Here is a 17,798-nt window from a genome sequence, read left to right as displayed (position 1 = left end):
CTATCGCCACTGCCCATGTCCTCAGCTTCCCTTCAGGAGCGGCTCGATCGCTACTACCAGCAGGTCAAAACCGTGATTTTGTCGCGGCAGCACCCGGTTAGCGGCCTCTTACCCGCCAGCACGGCAGTGAATGTACACGGCAACTACACCGATGCCTGGGTACGTGATAACGTCTACAGCATTCTGGCGGTGTGGGGTGTGGGTCTGGCCTACCGCCACCTCGATGACGACCGAGGCCGCACGGTGGAGCTAGAGCAGAGCGTCGTCAAGCTCATGCGCGGCCTACTCACAGCTATGCTGCGCCAGGCTAAAAAAGTTGAGCATTTCAAAGAGCGACAGGATCCGCTGCAAGCGCTGCATGCCAAGTACGACACGGGCACTGGGCTACCGGTCGTGGGGGACGACGAGTGGGGCCACCTGCAAATCGACGCCACCTCGGTGTTTTTGCTCATGCTGGCCCAGATGACGGCCTCGGGGCTGCAAATCATCTACACCCAGGATGAAGTCAACTTTGTGCAGAACCTGGTCTACTACATTGGCCGCGCCTACCGCACCCCCGACTACGGCATTTGGGAACGGGGCAACAAAATGAACCACGGCAAGCCCGAGCTCAACGCTAGCTCCGTGGGCATGGCCAAGGCGGCTTTAGAGGCGCTGCGAGGATTTAACCTGTTTGGCATGCGCGGAGGACAGTCCTCCACTATTCACGTGCTCACCGATGAGATTGCCCGCGCTCGCATTACCCTAGAGTCGCTGCTGCCCCGAGAGTCGGGGTCAAAAGAAATTGACGCGGCGCTGCTGAGCGTGGTGGGTTACCCAGCCTTTGCCATTGACGACGAGCAGCTGGCCCAAAAGACCCGGCAAAAAATCATCGACAAGCTGCAAGGCCCCTACGGCTGCAAGCGGTTTTTGCGCGACGGTCACCAGACCGTGATTGAAGACACCCACCGACTGCACTACGAGCCGGAGGAACTGCGCCAGTTTGAGCACATTGAGTGCGAGTGGCCGCTGTTTTTTACCTACCTATGGCTAGACAGTTTATTTGAGGGCGATCGCGACCAAATCCTCTTTTACCAAGAGCGCTTGGCGGCTCTCACCGTCGATCGCGACGGCCATGGCCTGCTGCCCGAGCTATATTACGTGCCCGAAGATAACCTGGAGGCCGAACGGGCAAAGCCTGGCAGCCAGCCCCGCTTACCCAACGATAACCTGCCTTTGGTGTGGGCCCAGAGTCTCTATCTCCTAGGGCAGCTGCTTCAAGACGGACTCCTCAAACCCAGTGATATCGACCCCCTGGGGCGGCACCGCGCCCTAGGTGACCATCGCTACCCAGTGGTGCAGGTAGCTCTGCTAGCCGAAGACAAGGCTCTGCAAACGGAGCTTGCCACCTACGGTCTGCCTACCCAAACCCTAGAAGAGATTGACCCGGTGCAGGTGTTTCCAGCCACTGAGCTATCGTCGACCTATGCCGAAATTGGCAAGAACGACAAGCTAAACCTCAGCGGTCGCCCAGTGCGGCGGCTGCGCAGCCTGACCACCTCGCGAATTTTTCGCATCAGGGGCGAGTCGGTGGTGTTTTTGCCGTCGTTCTTAGATCAGCAGCGGTTTTATCTCACTCTCGACTACCACTTTCTGGTCGCCCAAATTCGCAGCGAGCTGGCCTATATCTACGACCACTGGCGCGAGCCGGGGCGGCCCACTGTGACGCTGCTGCTGACCCACGCCATGTTTGAGCTAGGTCACAAACCAATCTATGAGTCGCCGCTGATGGCGCTGATGCAAGAATTGCAGGACGATCGCTGCGATCACGTCCCTGTCAAACTTGGCCCCTTGCACCAGCTGATGATGACCACCAGCCTAGAGCGGGTCGAAAACGTCAACGGCTACCAGCTGGGCAGCACCTCCGTGGGCTACACTCCCCTGTGGACGGCCTACTTAGGCTTTGAGCCCGATCGCGACGGCCCCCTGTCGCTGCTCGAAGAATACACCTTAGAAAACGAAACCAACCTCGACCATCTGCTCGCCCAGCTGCGCCAGTCAAACAACATCTACGAACAAATTGAGCTGCTCAGCACCCTCAAGCATTTGCACGGCAGTGGCTTTAATACTGGCTTCGGCGGCTCCAATTACGCTATCACCGTCGAAGACCTGCTGGATGAGGTTTATGCCAAGGCCAGCCAGCTTGAGCAGTGGGGCATCTTGCGCCGGGCGGCCGGGCTTTTAGGGAAGGCCGATATCACCCTGTCCGATGCGGTAACCGAGCTGCTGGTGCGCCAGAAGCAAATCTCCGTGGGCAAATCCTACAGCGAGGAATCGCTGATTAGCGAGCCCATGGGTCACAGCGAGATCGTCGACAAAATACGCACCTTCTGCGGCGACGACGTGCGCGACCATGTGCTCACCCAGGAGGTGCTGATCGACCTTAGCATTCTGATCAAAGCGGAGCCTTCCCTCTTCAAAGGACTGATGACCCTGCGAGTGGGCTACCTGCTGCTGCTGATTACCAGCGAACTGGCCCGCGAGCGCGGCATTACCCAAGACGAGGCCTACGGTCAACTGATCGACCTCAGCCCCTTTGAGCTTAAGACTCGCCTGCGCCAGGTGCTAGCCGGGTTCGACGGGTTGAATCAATCGATCTTTCGGCGCGAGTCGCTGCATGTTAAGCCCCACAACCCGATCAACTGGCAGGTGGTGCCCACGGATATCGAACCCGCCGCCGAAGAAGCCGAAGCGCCCAGTGCCCACGACTGGTGGCGCAAGCGGGTAATTGACGGTGAAATTGCCCGCATCTCGGAGGAGTTTTATACCCAGGTGTGGGAGGTGTTAAAGCACTCCAAGGGCATTGTGATCGGCAATAAGTTTGACCGCAAAAACAGGTTGGACAGCGATCGCATTCTCTCCGAAATGACCCCCGGCGAGCAAAACTTTGAGCGCCGCATTACCCACCTGCTAAACAAAATTCAGGCTCCCGAATATCGCCACGTCAACCTCGAAGCCCTGCGCGAAATGGGCGAAATCTTCAAGGTCAACCCCGATCTCTACTTTGAAGACCACATCTACCTTGATGTGCTGATTGGCCACGCCGTGCGCCTCGGCTGGCTCGACCAACAGCCCGATCGCATTGCCGCCTACGAATCTGACAAGGCCGCTGCCTGGCAGGCATTCTATCAACTGCCGCCGACCCAGTGCGCCACCTACATTGCGATGGCGCTACAATTCCTCACCGTGCTGGGCGAAGCTGAAACAGGGGCTGAGGTACTAGAAGAGGTGGCTTAGGAATAGGATTTAATAGAACCCACGTTTTGTAGGTTAAGCATCCTGCCTGACCGTGGCTAGCCAAGATGGCCATCCCACGGTATTGAATCCTTATTCCTTATGCCTTCGCTATGCCTCGACCCGATAGCGTCATCGCAAACCAGGCGGTCAGCAGCGTTAGCGCTCCAGCAATCCAAAACGGGAAGCTGTAGCTGACGCTGACCAGTAGCCCCGCCGTCGCTGGGCCGATCGCATTGGAAATGCTCAGGTACGAGGCGTTTAGCCCCATCACTTCCCCCTGTTCGCGCGGGCCGCTGTTGAGCGACAGCAGCGCATCGATCAGCGGCATGGGGAACGAGTTGACGGCGCTGAAGATGACGGCGATCGCCACAAACGCCACGATATTAGGAAACGCGGGCATCAGCAAAAACAAAACGCCCCGCGCGGCCAACGCCCCCGCCAAAATCTGCACGAGCCGAAACCGCCGCCGCAGCGGCTCTAGGGCAAACACCTGAGTCACAAAGCCAATCATCCCCACCGCCGCGAACATAATCGCCAGGTTGCGGGCATCTTGCCCCAGCACCTTAAGAAAGAAGGGCTGAAAGGCAAAGGTAAAGATTGTAAAGGTAAAACCGCTAAAGAAGGTCAGCCAAAAAATGCGGCCAAAGCGCCCATCGGTGGCCGACCTAGCCAGCCGACCAAAGCCAAAATCCTGCCAGGAAAACTGAAACCTGCTGGAGCCGGTCTCTAGAGTTTCTGGCAGCAGCACCAGGCAAAGCCCAGTGGCAAATAGGGCGATCGCCGCCGAAAACAAAAACCCCATGCCCAGGCTGGTAAACCCCGGTAGCGGCGGCACCAGCTGCGCCACGTAGCTCAGCGGTGGCCCCACCACAAACCCCAGCCGAAATACTGCCCCAAAAATACCGTAGGCCCGCGCCCGCTGCTCTGGCGTGGTGATGTCGCTAACGATCGCCTGGGCGATAGAGGTATTGCCGCCAGTGATCCCGTCGAGCAGGCGCGCCACAAACAGCACCCAGGCCACTGGGGCCAGCCCCGCCATCAAATTCGCCCCCACTGTGCCCAGCAGGCTGACAATTAGCAAGGGCTTGCGGCCCATGCGATCGGACAGTCGCCCCAGGATGGGGGTAGCCACAAACTGTGCCGCCGCATAGGCCGTAGTCAGCAGACTGGCTTGAAAGTCGCTCAGGCCAAACTCCACCGCGTAAGGGTAAATTAGCGGAATAATTAGCGTGAACCCCACCGCATTGATAAACGCCACCAGAGCAGCAATCCAAAACCGCAGCGGCAGGCGCGAGGGGTTAGCTGAGGTCATAAAATCAATCTATGAAAAATGTTTTCGTCACTGTATCGCTGGCGCTGGGGTTGCCGGTGACAGCGCTGGTAGGCACCTTCGTCTATATCAGCTCTCCTAACTGGAAAGCTGCTGACTACGACAACCTGGTTACCTACGAGGCGTATCCCCCAGGTGTAACCAACCCTGAGCAGCTTAGCGTAGTGAGCTACAACATTGGCTACCTATCAGGGCTGACCAACCAGCAGGCGGTCGAGCGAGACAAAGCACTCTTTGAGGTGAATCAGGCTACGGCGATCGCCGCCCTACAAACTCTCCAACCCGATATTCTGGCGCTGCAAGAAATTGACTTTGATGCCTACCGATCGTTCAACCTCAACCAGCAGTATGCGGTGGCGGCGGCGCTGGAGATGGCCTTTGGGGCGATCGCCGTCAACTGGGACAAACGCTACGTGCCTTTCCCCTACTGGCCACCTCAGGCTCACTATAAGCAGGTGATCTCGGGCCAGGCGGTGCTCAGTCGCTACCCCGTTCGCCGCAACGAACGGCTGGTGCTAGAAAAGGTACCGACGAATCCGTTTTACTACAACGCGCTGTACCTCGATCGCGTTGCCCAGGTGACTGAAATCGACGTATCTGGCCAAACCCTGATCGTGATCAACGTTCACCTCGAAGCGTTTGATGCCCCTACCCGCATCCGCCAAACCCAGGTGGTGCGCGAGCTAGCTGAGGGCTACGCCGAGGACTACCCCGTTCTGCTGTTAGGCGACTTCAATAGCAGCCTCAACCGCAACGAAGGCGACGATCCGCGATCGATTCAATTCCTACTCGATTCTCCAGTGCTGACCTCGGCACTGCCCACGGCCCCATCGTCATTTACCTTTCCGTCCGATCAGCCTCAGTACGTTCTCGACTATATCTTTTACACTCCCGCTACCCTAGATCTGGTGACCGCCGAAGTTGTCGCCGAGGCCGCCCAGGCGTCAGACCACCTGCCCATACAGGCTCAGGTGCGATTGCGCTGATTTTATAAAGGAAGTGCTTAAAAAGGATCCGGTAGCCTAGATGAAAGCGATCCTACCCATGGCTTTGCTTGACCACCTAGCCATAGCTTTCAAAGTTCGATATTGTGGAACGACTGTAGTTTGAGAAGTACCTGCCCTAGGGTGTCAAACCGCAAATCGTATTGTTTCCAGGGCTTTAAGCAATGAAACAGCTACAACAATGGGTATTAGTGCTGCTACTGGTAACGGTGACGGCAGTGGGGCTGATTGCTCTGCAACCTCGTGCTACAGCCCAAGATACCTCGGCTCCGGTCACCCTAGAGTCAGCTGGGCTCACCCTAGAAGAACTGGGCGATGGCGTTTACGGGCTGATCGCCAGCGTAGACTTTCCACCCACCGACCCCAACATGGCCATCTGTAATGGCAGCATCGTCATCGGCAGCGACGGCGTGCTGGTGGTAGACCCTTTTCAAATTGGTACCTGTCGGTGAGATAGAGAATTTTTGTCCAGACATAGGAACCCATGGTCCAAAATTTGTCACGAAACTACTTTCCTCTGTACCTATGGGTGATGAACGTTTGTCAGAACTGCGAAAATTTGTTGATAAATTACACAAAGGAGCACATTGCAAACTAATCTCGAATGAGATTGAAGAATTGACAGATCAAGAAGAGTCGCACAGCACATGACAAGGCGCTACTGGAGAACAAGATTTTTGCTGACTCCAAACGTGCCATAGAGCATTGCGTTAGGATTTATAGAAACGTCGAAGAAAACTCTAGCAGCTGTAGGCACTGATCCGACCCAAAATAGCTAGGTTACGGCGGGCAGCTTCATCGGTCATACGCAGAAACCTATGTTAATTCTCTCTATAGCCTACTTTTCTGAGACGATATTACACTTCTTAGGAGCCAAAGCGAAAGGATAATAGCCTTCTGAAGGCATCATCCCAGGGGGTATCATAAACTCGATGCCACGCTACAAACTCGTAGATTAAAGCTTGCCGAAGCACTAAAGAGCAGCCGAAGCAACTCCAACCTGAGCACACATGTCGGCTAGAGGGCAGCGCCCACATTTGGGTCGACTGCCCGTGCAGATATGTTTGCCAAAGGGCACCAGCAGCCGATTGAGCTCAACCCAGTAGGGCTGCGGCAGTTTGGCTTCCAGGGCCGTCATGGTTTTTTCGGGCGACTTGGTTTGCACATAGCCCCAGCGGTTCGTAACCCGGTGCACATGCACATCGACGCTGATACAGGGGTAGCCCAGCGCCACCCCCAGCGCCAAGTGGGCACACTTCGGCCCCACCCCCTTGAACTGAATCAGCACCTCGGGGTCGGCGGGCAGGTTGCCGTCCAGCTCAGTCAAAATTTGCTGGGAAATCTGATGAATCTGTGGAGCCTTGTTCTCTGCAAAGGTAGACCCGTCGATGAGGGTCAAAATCTCTTCCACCTCCAGCTCCACCATTTGCTCTGGCGATCGCGCCCGAGCAAACAGCCGCTGCGCCACCACCACGCTCACCTCGTCGTAGGTGCGAATGGAGATGATACAGGCAACGAGCTGCTCGTATACCGTGTCGAAACCCTCTTCCGCCAGCTGAAACATAGCGGCTTTGGGAAACGGGGCCACCGCCTCGCGCAGCAGGGCGATCGCCCGGTCGATATCAAATTCCTTGGCAGTCACTACGCTACAGGTTTGCAGGACTAATTTGCAGAATTTAGAGAAACTAGTACTTAAGCAGGCTGATTGTGACAGGCTCGAATAGAGGGGGTGTAGGGTTTAAGGTGTACGGTTCAAGGCCGATCGTGAACCTGAAACCTTGAATCCTACACCCCACTGACCCATCACCTTTAGCTTGACAGATTACTAGCTCATCACCAAGGGAGCCATCAGCTCGGCGTCTTGAAACAGCGGCGTGCTCAGGTAGCGCTCACCAAAGCTGGGCTGAATGATCACAATCAGCTTGCCGTCGTTTTCGGGGCGGCAGCCCACATCCACAGCGGCCTTGACGGCGGCTCCGGTGGAAATGCCCGAGAGCAGGCCCTCCTCGCGGGCGAGACGGCGACCGTAGGCGATCGCATCCTCGTCACTGACCTGCACCACTTCGTCGATCAGGCTCACGTTCAAGACTTCAGGGACGAAACCGGCCCCAATGCCCTGAATTTTGTGGGAGCCAGGCCGCCCGCCTGACAGTACTGGGCTGTTGATGGGTTCGACGGCGATCGCCTTGAACCCCGGCTTGCGCTGCTTCAGTACATCAGCCACGCCAGTGATGGTGCCGCCCGTGCCCACGCCGGCCACCAAGATGTCGACCTGGCCATCGGTGTCGGCCCAGATTTCTTCAGCGGTGGTGCGGCGGTGAATGTCGGGGTTGGCCGGATTGCGAAACTGTTGCAGCATGTAGGCATCGGGCAGGGTGTCGAGAATATCCTGAGCCCGCTGGATGCAGCCTGACATACCGGCTACGCCGGGGGTGAGTTCTAGCTCAGCCCCGTAGGCCCGCAGCATGGCTCGCCGCTCAGAACTCATGGTCTCGGGCATGGTGAGAATCAGACGGTAGCCCTTCGCCGCCGCCGCCATGGCCAGGGCAATGCCAGTGTTGCCCGAGGTGGGCTCGACCAGGGTGGTTTTGCCGGGAGTGATTAATCCTTCGGCTTCGGCGGCCTCAATCATGTTGATGCCAATGCGGTCTTTAACGGAGGACGAGGGGTTCATGCCCTCAAGTTTGACTACCAGCCGGGCTAGGCAGCCGGCCTCTTGGGGAATGCGGTTGAGCTGCACCAGGGGGGTGCGGCCAATGAGTTGAGTCACGTTTTCGGCAATTCGCATGGGCCTGGCCTAGATGTAATACATAATGTCGACTTGTTGTTGGGCGTTGCGCTTTTCGACCATGTCTTGCAAGGTGTACTTGTGCAGCACCCCCTCGGCGGCTTGGCGCACCTCTCCCCACACACCTTGAATAACCTGCGCTTCTGGCGTGTTAGACACTTGGGTGGGGTCGGCCTGGGGCTCAAACCCTTCTATGCAGCTCACCACATCATAGAGGGTAATCTTCCATGGATCACGGGCCAGCAGATAGCCGCCCCGCGCCCCGCGCTGGCTCTTGACTAGGCCCGCCCGGCGCAGGGTGGCCAGCAGTTGCTCTAGATAGCGATCGGGGATATTCTGCTGGCTGGCAATCTGCCGAATTTGCAGCGGCTCGCCGCTGGCATAGTGGGGGCTCAGTTCTAGCAGAGCTAGCAGAGCATATTCACTTTTAGAAGACAAATCCACAGGGCGGGCGGGGTAAAGAGCGATACCTTTTAGTATACTCCGGTTCTCCACTGGGGTTTGCAGGATTAATGCGATCGCGAAAAAACTGCTGGATTTGTATTGGGCTTCACTAAACGTCACAGGGCTTCGGGGTAGTGTTCTGGGATACATAGATATAGGGGCGATCGCGTTTACTCCGCAGGCTGTCCGCCCCAGTTTCACCCCGCCCAGTCACGTTTTCAGCACCGCAGGCAAACCTCTGGCAGGCCTTTTCTATGAGCCCACTGAACCTGGTTGTTGACCAACTTGTTGGCCCCGCTGCTGCTGCCCAGGCTGCTTTAGCCCCTGCTCCAGCACCCCTAGAAGGCCTAGCCGATTTTCTTGAAATTCTGCAATTTCTGATTCGCGAGCCCTCGGTGGTAGGCAGCGAAGATTCGTTTTTTCGGGTGCTGCGGCGCGAGCTAGACGAGGTTGGGGCCGAGGTCAGTTACTACCACGGTGTCTTGGTGGCTCAGGGTCGCCGCCCCCACGACCTGATGCTGTCGGCCCATATCGATCGCCACGGCCTACTCTGCACCGGCCCCAACGAGTTTCAATATGCCGCCTTTATTGCAAGCAACCAGGGCGAGCTAACGGGCGACTCGGTGTCTGAGCAAATGCTGCACACCATTGAGAACCGCTTTCAGGGGCAGCGGGTGCAGGCCCACCTGCCCTACACCGGCACCTACATCGGCCAGGGGACTATCACCAACTCCTACATTTGCCCCGAACGCAAGAACCTGATTTTTGAGGTCGACGGGCTCGACTACCTTCAGCCTGGCACCCCGATATCGTTTTTAGACCGCCTGCAATTCAAGGATGGCTATATTTCGGCTCAGCTCGACAATGTAATCAGCGCCGCCATCATTATCTTTTTGTTTCGCTGCGGGTTTGAGGGCACCGCCCTGTTCACCGCCCAGGAAGAGTCGGGCCGCAGCTGGCGCTACGCGCTGTCGTGGTTTCAGCGGCAGCGCATCGCGACCCAGCGGCTGGTCGCCCTCGACACCAGCCCCTACCACAGCCGCGAGGCCGCCGACCAGCAGCTCGTCACCCTGCGTCGCAAAGATGCCAGCGCCGATTTTGCCACCGGCATTACTCAAGAGCTAGCCGATCGCTGCACCCGGCTCGACATTCCCTACAGCTATAAAGACGACTACATTGCCGCCCAAAATCTGAGTCGCCCTAAGCCCTACTCACTGGGGCGCACCGAGATGGGTCGCCTCACCGCCGCTACAGAAGGGTCGGTAACGGGCACCACGCTGCAAATTCCTACCACCGAATACCACACCGCAACTGAAACGGCATCACTGGCCTCGGTAGCAGCGGTGATTCGCCTGTTGCAGACCTATCTTGACTAGCCCAGGGGCGTTAAGGTTAGTACAAAACCTCGGTCTTTAAGGCAAAACATTGGTCATGCCATTAAAAAAGCACCAAAGACACGGGTTTTTCGCCAAAAGCCGCAAGGGTCATAATGAGTTTAGTATTGGCAAGCCGTAACCGTTCCCAGAGGGGGTTCAACGAGAACAGCTGCCTCGACATTAGCAGAGCCTGGTAAAGCTGCAACCATGAAAACGAATATCGAAATTGATGATGCTTTGGTTGCTGATGCCTTGCAGGCGACTGGGCTAGAAACTACCGATAAGGTGGTCGAACTCGCCCTCAAGCTGTTGATTCAAATCAAACGGCAGGAAGCTATCAAAGCCTTTCGGGGCCAGCTACCTTGGGATGGTGACCTAGATGCTGCGAGAACCGACGCATGATTTTGGTCGATTCCAGCGTGTGGATTGACTACTTCAACGGTCAAGACACGCTCCACGTCGAGTTGCTTGATCAGCTTCTCAGTACGCAACCGTTAGCCATTGGCGACATTATTCTCACCGAGGTCTTGCAGGGATTCCGCCAAGATGCAGACTATGTTACGGCCAAGCAAATCCTGACCTCGCTGACTATATTTCAGCTAAGCAATACTGACTTGGCCATTAACAGCGCCGACAACTTTCGTACCCTCCGCAAACGAGGCATCACAGTGCGCAAAACCGTCGATGTGATTATTGCCACCTTTTGCATTGAAGCGAAGCACGCCCTCTTGTTCTCCGATCGCGATTTTATCCCTTTCGTGCAGCATCTCGGCCTTGATGCAGTACAAATGCCCGAATGACAAAAGGCTAGCGTCGGGGATGGCTATCCAGCCGCTAGTTTGGGAATCCATTGCTATCAATGCCGAGGGAAAGCTGGTAGATCGCTTTCTTGGATTGTCCGGTGGCTTTGGCGAGCTGGCGACTAGCGTCAGCCCGAGACATTCCCTGGCGCAGCAGCTGTTCTAATTCTGCTCTGATAGCTTCATTTGAAAGAACGGGCGCTTCGCGAGGTGTGCCCTGAATCACGACGGTGAACTCGCCCTTGGGGGCTGCGCTCTGGTAGTGCACTAGGGCACTACCCAGGGTGCCGCGCCAAAATTCTTCGAATCGCTTGGTCAGTTCGCGGCCCAGAGTGACGGGGCGATCGCCCCCCAAAGCAGCCACCAAATCCTCTAGGGTTTTGATCAGTTTGTGGGGCGCTTCGTAGAGCACAATGGTGCGATCCTCTTGGCTAATGTCCTCTAATCGCGTGGTTCTTTCCTTGCCTTTGAGGGGCAAAAAGCCTTCAAAGACGAAGCGATCGCTGGGCAACCCCGCCACGCACAGCGCCGTAATTGCCGCCGTTGGCCCCGGAATTGGCACCACGGGAATGTCTGCCTCAACGCAGGCCGCGATCAGTTCATAGCCAGGGTCAGAAATTCCTGGCATCCCCGCATCTGACACGAGGGCCACGGCGTGCTGCCGTGCTTGCAGGTGGTGCAGCACCTCGCCGATGCGGCTGTGGCGGTTGTGCTCGTGGTAGCTAATCTGCGGCGTAGCGATCTGAAAATGCTGGAGCAGCTTGCCGGTGTGGCGGGTGTCTTCGGCAGCAATCAGATCGACCGACTGCAACATTCGCACCGCTCGAAAGGTCATATCTTCAAGGTTGCCCAAAGGCGTGCCCACCACGTAGAGATGGCCAGGTTTGGGGTCAGAGTCGGGGGCCGGGGGCATGGGCAGAAAAAGGTGGGGGCTAAGAGGTTAGTGTAGCGTTGGCGGGTGGGCGGGTTCTCGCATTCACCCCTGAGGCGAGGGCAGAACACCCACCGTCAGACCGACGATCAAATCGCCCTTGAGACAATCGCCCTACCCTATCCATAGGCCATACTAAACAGCAGTGGTTGAGTCAGTGCAAAGGAGAGTCGTGATGAAATACCTTAAACCTTGGGCCTTAGGACTAGGAGCAGTGGTAACCCTTGGCCTATCCCCTGCCCTGGCGCAGGCTCCGGACCAGCTAGTAGCGGCTGAGGCCGCCGCCGCCGCCGAGGCTCCCCCAGTTTTAGAGACCACCAGCTACTCAGATTTATTCTCCATTGCATTTCCTGCCGGGTGGCAGGTGAGCGAACAGACCGACGCCCCTCAGCTCGTCGCCGATAGTGTCGGGGCCAGCGGTAGCCTGCCCGCCATGCGTACTGAGGTCACCTGGCAAGAGGCACCCCCCCGCGAGGTAGTGGGCGAGTCGCTAGAGTCTTTGCGCGCCAATGGCTACGTCGTCACCCGCTACGATGCCGTCACCATCGACGGAGTCACCGCCGTGCGCCTCTGGATTAGCGGCATTCCTGAAGCGTTGCCCAACGCGTTTATCACCTACGTGGGTTACCCCACCGCCACCGCCACCATTACCAGCTACTACGGCGACACCACCGACAATATTGACCCGGTGTTGAATGCGATTCACCGGTCTTTTGCGCGATCGCAAGCGACCAGCACTGCGCCCCAAGATAACTAGCGGCAATGGAAAGGTTCAGGGTGCAGGGTTGCCCCTGTTAAGGTGAACGTTTTTTCTGTTTTCCCTTGAGACTGAAATTTAGCAGGCTTTGCGGTAAAGATGCCCTGGACCTACAACGATTATCCAACCTCCATGAAGAATTTGACCGCTGAGGTACGGCGGAAGGCGATTGATATTGCCAATGCCTTACTGGAAGATGGCTATGGGGATGGTCGGGCGATCGCGATCGCCACTGCCCAGTCAGAAAAATGGGCCAAACGCCGCCATAAACAAATTGCCAAGAAAAATACCGGCACCACAGGTCAGGCCATTGCTGCCGATGATGACAAAGGCGATGGAGAATCCATTCACGTTTTTGCCGACCCGGAAGAGTCGGGCTGGATCGCGACCCAAGGCCAAAAACGAGTCGCTCAAGGCAGCACAAAAGCCGAGGTGGTAGATAAAGCTAGAGAACAAGCTAAAGCTCAAAAGACGGAACTCTGCATCCACGACAAGCAGGGCGACATCATTGAGGAACGGGACTATTCCTAACGTTACTGCTTAGGTGGAATCTAAAATCTCTGCCCCTCAAGATTCTTTAGATCTCTAAGACTGCTAAAAAATTTCGTAAAATATGAGCCCTAATAGCTCAGCGTCGGCCAATATGACATTGGGATAGCTGGTGCTGTTCTCCCAAAAATTCTCAAGCTTCAGACGGCAACCTTGCGCAAATGATGCTTAGAGGATTCTAAGAACTTGTGAAGCCTTAATCTAACGCTAGTACTATGCAAGAAAGCCAATCGTGCTTACAAGCACTGTCAACGATTGTGGCTTTAAGCAAGGACGGCTCTTAGTAGAGCAGCGTGGCTCAGGCGGTCGTTGAGTTTCAAGCAGTCGCCTCTACAAATGGCTCAACAAGCGCGCTGGATAGCGTAAACGGTGGCCGAAGCGACGTTAGAAGAGGGCTTTCACCCGGTAGGATACTACAGGATAATTTAACGCTTCAGCACTTGCGCCCTCATGGCGGGGTTGCAACGGTCTATGGAATTACCAACGGAGTAGTGGTTATGGTCGCAATTACATCGGTTCACGGTAGGCAGATTTTAGATTCGCGGGGCAACCCCACGGTTGAAGTCGATGTAGTGCTAGAAGGTGGGGCTAAGGGCCGGGCTGGTGTGCCCTCTGGAGCATCCACCGGTATTCGCGAAGCCCTAGAACTGCGGGATGACGACAAAGCCGTCTACGGTGGTAAAGGGGTGCTCAAGGCCGTAGCCAACGTCAACGACACCATTGCCCCCGCCATTCTCGGCATGGATGCGATGGATCTCGCTGCCGTAGATCACAAAATGCTGGCCCTAGACGGCACCGACAACAAGGGCACCCTAGGCGCTAACGCCATTTTGGGCGTGTCGATGGCAGTGGCGCGGGCGGCTGCCGTCGCTGCCGATATTCCCCTCTACGTCCATTTGGGTGGCCCCGACTCAGTGCTGCTGCCGGTGCCTTGCTTCAACATCATCAACGGCGGTGCCCACGCCGACAACAGTGTCGATTTTCAAGAATTTATGATTGCTCCGGTGGGTGCACTGACCTTTTCTGAGGCGCTGCGCTACGGGGCCGAGGTCTACCACGCCCTCAAGTCAGTGCTCAAAGATGCGGGCTACAGCACCGCCATTGGCGACGAGGGTGGCTTTGCCCCCAACCTCAAGAGCAATGTGGAAGCGATCGAGGTAATTCTCAAGGGCATTGAGAAAGCCGGCCTGCGGCCTGGGGATGACATTGCGATCGCCCTTGACCCCGCCGTCAGCGAACTCTACCAAGAAGACGGCAGCTATCTGTTCTACAAGTCTGACAACAGCCGCAAGTCCACCGCCGACATGATTGACCTGTGGGAAAGCTGGGTCAACCAGTTCCCCATTGTGTCGATTGAAGACGGTCTGGGCGAGCAAGATTGGGCAGGTTGGCAAGCCATGACTCAGCGGCTGGGCGATCGCATCCAGCTAGTCGGCGACGATGCCTTTGTCACCAATCCCGCCATCATTGCTCAGGCGATCAAAGATGGCGTTGGCAACTCGACCCTGGTCAAGGTCAACCAAATCGGCTCCATTACCGAAACCCTCGAAGCCATCAAAATGTCCCACGATGCAGGCTATACCTGCATGGTCAGCCACCGCTCTGGCGAAACCCCCGATGATTTCATCGCTGACCTCGTGGTGGGCGCGATGACCGGCCAAATCAAATCGGGTGCCCCCTGTCGGGGCGAACGCCTATCGAAGTACAACCAGCTACTGCGCATCGAAGAAGAACTGGGTGCCAAAGCTCAATACGCCGGTCTCAACACCTTCAAGCGCAAAACTCTGGCCGCCTAGAGACGCCCAACTATCCGCCAAGCTCTCTTTTGCGTGAAAGGGATGCTTGAACCCTGACTGCCGTGGCCCTGCTGCGGCAGTTTTTATCTGTAGGGGCTGAGCATGCTCAGCCCCTACAGGGTTTCGGTCTTCGAATTGGGGTTTCTAGCTTCGGATTTGCATTCCCCCGGAATGCAACAACAACTCCGTCTCAAAACAGGCCATTTTATAGAGGCAAATGTCATTCGCCCTACCCCAACAGGGGTTTACCAAGCAGCGTTTGGTGAGAAGCAAAAAAAACCCGGCTTCACCTAGTCGGAATACCCATGCCCTCCTAGTCCGAACATCGCACCCCTTTCAAACCCTGTTGAAACGATTCACTCAACATCCCCGCCGCCTCGACAATGCCTAAACAACCCTCTAGTTCTTAGTAAGCTTTGGTAAGCAACTGAGACAGCAGGCTAAGTACGGTTATCCTCGCCTAGGGCTGCAAATATTGCCGAAAAAACTCGATTTGCAGCTGTGCCGCTAGGGGCTGATGGCCTGACCCGTAGAGGCTGTGCCCCACCCCCTGAAACTCATATAGGGTAACGGGCACCTCCGCCCGCTCAATCACATCGTGGAAGTTGCGGGCTACATCGACCTGCAAAAAGTCTTCAGCCCCATGAAACAACAGCGTGGGAGTGCGAATCGATGCCGCATTGTAGAGGGGCGACGCCTGAAGGTAGGCATTGGGAGCCTCCATTGGGGTTTGCCCCACCAGGTACGACAGCAGTGACGAATAACCCAGCTGCCACTCCGTCAGCGTGTCGAGCAGTGAGCACTGGGGGTTGGCTGCCGCTACCAGCTGAGGAAACTGACTGGTGAACTGGGCCGTGTAGTAGCCCCCGTAGGAGCAGCCCGTGATCCCCACTTGGTCGGCGGTCGTCCACCCCCGCTGAATCATCTGGCGAACGATCTCGGCCCCCTCTTGGAGGTCGATCTGGCCAAAGTTTTGGTCGTCAGCCAGGGCGCGGTAAAACTCTGGGCCAAAACCCTCCCGCCCCGACAGGGGCACCACCAGCACCGCCAGGCCAAAGTTGGGCAGCAGATTTAGCGGCATTTCTACCTCGGTGGCAAACTCGTTCGCCATTGAGAAGCCCGGTCCCCCCTGTTGCCACAATACGATCGGCACCCTCTGGGGCGGAAAGGTGCTGCCCGCTGGCTGAATCAGAAAGCCCTGGCGGTCTCCCTGAGCAGTTGTAAAGCTCACCGGATCCACCCGCACTCGGTTGCTGCTGGCCACGGCTTCGTTGATATTGGTGAGCGATCGCGGCTCCGACTCTCCGTCCGTTGTGAGCGCAAATAGCTCTGGCGGTTGCGTCACTGACGAAAAGCCGTAGACCACGGTGTCGCCATTCTCACTGGCAACAATCGATGCCGCATCCACGGATCCTGGCGGTAGCGGCAGGGGGGTGAGGGTGCGCTGGCCCAGGTCATACACATGCAGATGGCGGTTGATGCCCTCAGTGCCCCAAAACAACAAGCGATCGTCGCCCAAAAACTGCCCTCCCGACTCCGTTGGTCCCCGTAGGACGTCGGCCGCGATGGTGTCTAGCACTGTTCCAGCCAGGTCGTAGACCTCAAAATAGGCCGACTCAGGAAATACATAGGAAGGGTGCTCCCGACCCGCCACCGCGCTTGGCCGATAGCGCTTGAGCAGCAGCTGTTGGCCATCGGGGCTGAGGCTGGCCCCGGCAAAGGGGTCGCCACCGGAGGCCGGGGCGGTTAGCTCTAGGCGCAGTGGTTCAGATTGGGTAAAGTCAAACACCCGCACGGTGCTGTGCTGATGAAAAGGGTTGTCTACCGGATCTAGGCGACCCAGGGCATCTTGCACTACGGGCTTGGCTAAGCTGGGGGTGTTGGGGGTGCGATCGTACAGGCGGCGTTCCTCCCCCGACGACATCACCAGGGCCACTTGGTCGCCACGCTCCGACCAGGCCAGCGGCTGAATCTGCAACCCCTCAGGCAGTTTGGCTACCTCTAAACGGCGCAGCGACGGCAAAAACACCACATAGATAGTGTCCTCGTCTTCGCCATAGACCCGCAGGGCAAACTTAGAAAAGTCGGGGGCCATGCCCAAGATTTCCCCTTCTTCGGGCTGGGTAGGGTAAACCTGGGTGCGCGATGCGATCTCCGTCACCCGATTGACGCTGATAATTTCCCAAGGGCCGTAGGGATCCTGTTGCACAAACCGCAGGGTGTCGTTGCTGATCCAGCGCAGGGGCAGGTCGGGGTTGACCATGTCATACTCCAGGGCGAGGGCGTCGCTTAAGGTCCCAGTGCGCAGGTTGAGAAAGTGCAGGCTGCGATCTTCTGTAAAGATGCGGCTGCTGACGGCCACCACCAGGGTAGAGCCATCGGGGCTCAGGGTGCTGAGTACCTCAATCTGCCGCACCCCGAGCAAAGCATCAAGCCGGGTCTGTTCGGCCTCGGCTAGGGGCGGCACCTCAAATCCATCCAGCTCTACGGAGATGATCTCTGCCCGTCCAGCCGTCGCCGTGATGAGAGCCGTGAGGGTAGCTAGGGTGAGCGATCGCACCACTCCAGCTTTAGACAGACCCCTTAATCCACTGCCCCAACCACCCAAGTTACGCCAGGAATTCGCCACCGAGGCCCTGTAAATAAAGACAAGTCATCATAACGCCATCCCCCTATCGGACGGGCGATCTAACCAGAGTTTGTTAACAACCCCGTCGCCCCTATCCCCGAGAGCAGCCCAGCAAGCT

The 17,798-nt window shown here is 57.0% G+C and carries 16 protein-coding genes; 10 read left to right on the top strand and 6 right to left on the bottom strand.

The window, feature by feature from the left end; translation table 11 throughout:
* Positions 1-15 precede the first annotated feature (15 nt).
* The gene (locus H6F57_RS03210) at positions 16-3,276 is read left to right on the top strand and encodes a glycoside hydrolase family 15 protein (protein ID WP_190629534.1); all 3,261 of its coding nucleotides are present in this window, start codon (positions 16-18) and stop codon (positions 3,274-3,276) included.
* Between the two features lie 97 nt (positions 3,277-3,373).
* Here H6F57_RS03210 and H6F57_RS03205 read toward each other — a convergent pair whose 3' ends face one another.
* Positions 3,374-4,588 (bottom strand): MFS transporter, encoded by a 1,215-nt coding sequence (locus tag H6F57_RS03205; RefSeq protein ID WP_190629532.1) that lies wholly within the window; start codon positions 4,586-4,588, stop codon positions 3,374-3,376.
* Positions 4,589-4,599: 11 nt separating this feature from the next.
* Here H6F57_RS03205 and H6F57_RS03200 point away from each other — a divergent pair, with 11 nt between their 5' ends.
* Positions 4,600-5,592 (top strand): endonuclease/exonuclease/phosphatase family protein, encoded by a 993-nt coding sequence (locus H6F57_RS03200; RefSeq protein WP_190629530.1) that lies wholly within the window; start codon positions 4,600-4,602, stop codon positions 5,590-5,592.
* 182 nt (positions 5,593-5,774) lie between these two features.
* On the top strand, positions 5,775-6,062 hold the full coding sequence (locus H6F57_RS03195) for a hypothetical protein (protein WP_199289868.1): 288 nt from the start codon (positions 5,775-5,777) through the stop codon (positions 6,060-6,062).
* Positions 6,063-6,583: 521 nt separating this feature from the next.
* Here H6F57_RS03195 and nth read toward each other — a convergent pair.
* The 3 genes from nth to H6F57_RS03180 all read right to left on the bottom strand — a co-directional run bounded on the left by nth (position 6,584) and on the right by H6F57_RS03180 (position 8,842).
* Complete coding sequence (nth, locus tag H6F57_RS03190; RefSeq protein ID WP_190629528.1) at positions 6,584-7,252, bottom strand: endonuclease III; 669 nt, start codon at positions 7,250-7,252, stop codon at positions 6,584-6,586.
* A gap of 183 nt (positions 7,253-7,435) precedes the next feature.
* A complete protein-coding gene (gene cysK / locus H6F57_RS03185; RefSeq protein WP_190629526.1) occupies positions 7,436-8,398 on the bottom strand; it encodes a cysteine synthase A in 963 nt (320 codons plus the stop codon).
* Positions 8,399-8,407: 9 nt separating this feature from the next.
* On the bottom strand, positions 8,408-8,842 hold the full coding sequence (locus tag H6F57_RS03180) for an Rrf2 family transcriptional regulator (protein ID WP_073609073.1): 435 nt from the start codon (positions 8,840-8,842) through the stop codon (positions 8,408-8,410).
* A 254-nt stretch (positions 8,843-9,096) separates the two neighbouring features.
* Here H6F57_RS03180 and H6F57_RS03175 point away from each other — a divergent pair, with 254 nt between their 5' ends.
* From H6F57_RS03175 to H6F57_RS03165, 3 genes are all read left to right on the top strand, one after another.
* Positions 9,097-10,218 carry a peptidase M42 gene (locus H6F57_RS03175; protein ID WP_190629524.1) on the top strand — a complete coding sequence of 374 codons (1,122 nt, stop codon included), beginning with the start codon at positions 9,097-9,099 and terminating at the stop codon, positions 10,216-10,218.
* Between the two features lie 207 nt (positions 10,219-10,425).
* Complete coding sequence (locus tag H6F57_RS03170; protein ID WP_190629522.1) at positions 10,426-10,620, top strand: type II toxin-antitoxin system VapB family antitoxin; 195 nt, start codon at positions 10,426-10,428, stop codon at positions 10,618-10,620.
* Positions 10,617-11,018, top strand: coding sequence for a PIN domain nuclease (locus tag H6F57_RS03165; protein WP_190629520.1), 402 nt, complete (start codon positions 10,617-10,619; stop codon positions 11,016-11,018). Before H6F57_RS03170 ends, H6F57_RS03165 begins: the two co-directional genes overlap by 4 nt.
* 34 nt (positions 11,019-11,052) lie before the next feature.
* Here H6F57_RS03165 and rsmI read toward each other — a convergent pair whose 3' ends face one another.
* The gene (gene rsmI / locus H6F57_RS03160) at positions 11,053-11,931 is read right to left on the bottom strand and encodes a 16S rRNA (cytidine(1402)-2'-O)-methyltransferase (protein ID WP_190629518.1); all 879 of its coding nucleotides are present in this window, start codon (positions 11,929-11,931) and stop codon (positions 11,053-11,055) included.
* A 193-nt stretch (positions 11,932-12,124) separates the two neighbouring features.
* On the opposite strand from rsmI, the gene H6F57_RS03155 reads away from it, so the two are divergent.
* From H6F57_RS03155 to H6F57_RS03140, 4 genes are all read left to right on the top strand, one after another.
* Complete coding sequence (locus H6F57_RS03155) at positions 12,125-12,706, top strand: hypothetical protein (protein WP_190629516.1); 582 nt, start codon at positions 12,125-12,127, stop codon at positions 12,704-12,706.
* Positions 12,707-12,805: 99 nt separating this feature from the next.
* A complete protein-coding gene (locus H6F57_RS03150; protein WP_190629514.1) occupies positions 12,806-13,237 on the top strand; it encodes a DUF2188 domain-containing protein in 432 nt (143 codons plus the stop codon).
* Positions 13,238-13,752: 515 nt separating this feature from the next.
* Positions 13,753-15,051, top strand: coding sequence for a phosphopyruvate hydratase (gene eno / locus H6F57_RS03145; RefSeq protein WP_190629512.1), 1,299 nt, complete (start codon positions 13,753-13,755; stop codon positions 15,049-15,051).
* A 102-nt stretch (positions 15,052-15,153) separates the two neighbouring features.
* Entirely contained in the window at positions 15,154-15,345 is a 192-nt protein-coding gene (locus tag H6F57_RS03140; RefSeq protein WP_190629510.1) for a hypothetical protein, read from the top strand.
* Between the two features lie 166 nt (positions 15,346-15,511).
* On the opposite strand, the gene H6F57_RS03135 is transcribed toward H6F57_RS03140, so the two are convergent.
* A complete protein-coding gene (locus H6F57_RS03135) occupies positions 15,512-17,680 on the bottom strand; it encodes a prolyl oligopeptidase family serine peptidase (RefSeq protein WP_199289866.1) in 2,169 nt (722 codons plus the stop codon).
* Positions 17,681-17,798 lie beyond the last annotated feature (118 nt).

The sequence above is a fragment of the Leptolyngbya sp. FACHB-60 genome (genome assembly GCF_014695775.1).
GTDB lineage: Bacteria > Cyanobacteriota > Cyanobacteriia > Phormidesmidales > Phormidesmidaceae > Nodosilinea.
The sequence above is the reverse complement of the archived record's forward strand: the minus strand, read 5'-3'. Positions and strand labels throughout refer to the sequence as shown.

Bases quoted from the DNA above. Each gene is read 5' to 3' on its own strand.
- H6F57_RS03210 (WP_190629534.1), top strand. From the start codon at position 16: ATGTCCTCAGCTTCCCTTCAGGAGCGGCTCGATCGCTACTACCAGCAG.
- H6F57_RS03205 (WP_190629532.1), bottom strand. From the start codon at position 4,588: ATGACCTCAGCTAACCCCTCGCGCCTGCCGCTGCGGTTTTGGATTGCT.
- H6F57_RS03200 (WP_190629530.1), top strand. From the start codon at position 4,600: ATGAAAAATGTTTTCGTCACTGTATCGCTGGCGCTGGGGTTGCCGGTG.
- H6F57_RS03195 (WP_199289868.1), top strand. From the start codon at position 5,775: ATGAAACAGCTACAACAATGGGTATTAGTGCTGCTACTGGTAACGGTG.
- cysK (WP_190629526.1), bottom strand. From the start codon at position 8,398: ATGCGAATTGCCGAAAACGTGACTCAACTCATTGGCCGCACCCCCCTG.
- H6F57_RS03175 (WP_190629524.1), top strand. From the start codon at position 9,097: ATGAGCCCACTGAACCTGGTTGTTGACCAACTTGTTGGCCCCGCTGCT.
- H6F57_RS03170 (WP_190629522.1), top strand. From the start codon at position 10,426: ATGAAAACGAATATCGAAATTGATGATGCTTTGGTTGCTGATGCCTTG.
- H6F57_RS03165 (WP_190629520.1), top strand. From the start codon at position 10,617: ATGATTTTGGTCGATTCCAGCGTGTGGATTGACTACTTCAACGGTCAA.
- rsmI (WP_190629518.1), bottom strand. From the start codon at position 11,931: ATGCCCCCGGCCCCCGACTCTGACCCCAAACCTGGCCATCTCTACGTG.
- H6F57_RS03155 (WP_190629516.1), top strand. From the start codon at position 12,125: ATGAAATACCTTAAACCTTGGGCCTTAGGACTAGGAGCAGTGGTAACC.
- H6F57_RS03150 (WP_190629514.1), top strand. From the start codon at position 12,806: ATGCCCTGGACCTACAACGATTATCCAACCTCCATGAAGAATTTGACC.
- eno (WP_190629512.1), top strand. From the start codon at position 13,753: ATGGTCGCAATTACATCGGTTCACGGTAGGCAGATTTTAGATTCGCGG.
- H6F57_RS03140 (WP_190629510.1), top strand. From the start codon at position 15,154: ATGCTCAGCCCCTACAGGGTTTCGGTCTTCGAATTGGGGTTTCTAGCT.